This window comes from Mesorhizobium silamurunense, assembly GCF_014843905.1.
GTDB lineage: Bacteria > Pseudomonadota > Alphaproteobacteria > Rhizobiales > Rhizobiaceae > Mesorhizobium > Mesorhizobium silamurunense.
Genome location: NZ_LPVS01000204.1, coordinates 1 through 1,127, shown reverse-complemented (window position 1 = coordinate 1,127; position 1,127 = coordinate 1). Strand labels below are relative to the sequence as shown.

The window sequence follows — 1,127 nt, the reverse complement described above, 5'->3', positions numbered from 1 at the left end:
CCGATCTCGATTCATAATGCTCATCTCGCTATCGCCTTATAAAGCCAAGCTATTTTGACGTGGATCCTCGGACGGCGTCCGTCGTGAACGTCGCGCATCAGCGATGCGTTGCAGGTCTTCACGATCGAGGTCTCTGTTTTGGATCACCCATGGCGCGCCTTTGCAATACTGACGGGCCGCCAGAAGCTTCTCCTGGATCATTCGCCGGACCGTTGCTTCACTGACGTTGAGGATTTTGGCCGTCTCCTCGAGCGTTACTTCACCTCGTTCGGCACGCTCGCCCTCTCGGTACGGTGGAATGCGGCGGTGATTGCGCAGGAAGCACACGCGGGAACGGGTCCAACCATTGCCCTTGCCGGTCTTCTTGCCAGCCCGGTTGAGCACCGCCGCGATTGCTTGATCCGGCATTTGTCGAGCCAATACGGCCACGAGTTCTACTACGTCAGCGTCGGTTCCCCACCGATGCTGGCCGGCGCGGTTCTTGCGCACGCGCAAAGGCGTGTGATCGCCGCCTTGCCAACGAATGACGAGATTGAGAGCATCTTCCTCGATGCGAACAACAATCTCGTCGATCAACGTGCGAATAATCCGCTTGCGGGTCGCTGGCGGCGCGCCAGAACTGTTCCAGGCCCGCTCGACGTCAGCTCCGAGCGCAAGCAGGCGGTCTCGTTCCGTGGCGGAGAGCGATGATTGCGGAGCGGCTGCAAGCACGTTGCGTTCATCTTCCAGCGCGCGCGCCGCAAGCAGGCGCTCATTCCAGCGGTGCTCGAGTTCAGCCGCCACCAGGCGATTGTTGGGATCGACGGCCTCATATCGCCGCCGCGCGAGGGCGGCTTCGTAGCGCGCTTGCTCAAGGGCGAGCTCGATTTGCCGCCGCTTCTCCGCGTTCTCGATCCGCCGCGCCTCCACGGCGTTGATCGCTGCTTCGACACCGAATGGTTGGAGGCGCTCGATCACCTCGGCGCCGATGGCGCGATCAATCCGCATGCCGCCAAATGAGATGCATGGAGCGCCTCCATGGTTGAGCTGGCCGCCGCGACAATGATAACGCCCCGAACTCCCGTTCTCGCCGCTGTAGGCGACATGGAGTTTGCGGCCGCAATGGCCACAACGAAGAAGACCGGCAA

1 protein-coding gene is annotated in these 1,127 nt (G+C 61.7%); it reads right to left on the bottom strand.

Annotated elements, in window-relative coordinates:
- Positions 1 to 36 precede the first annotated feature (36 nt).
- Positions 37 to 1,127: helix-turn-helix domain-containing protein (locus AU465_RS33070; protein ID WP_192257211.1), on the bottom strand; the 1,091-nt coding region annotated here is incomplete at its 5' end.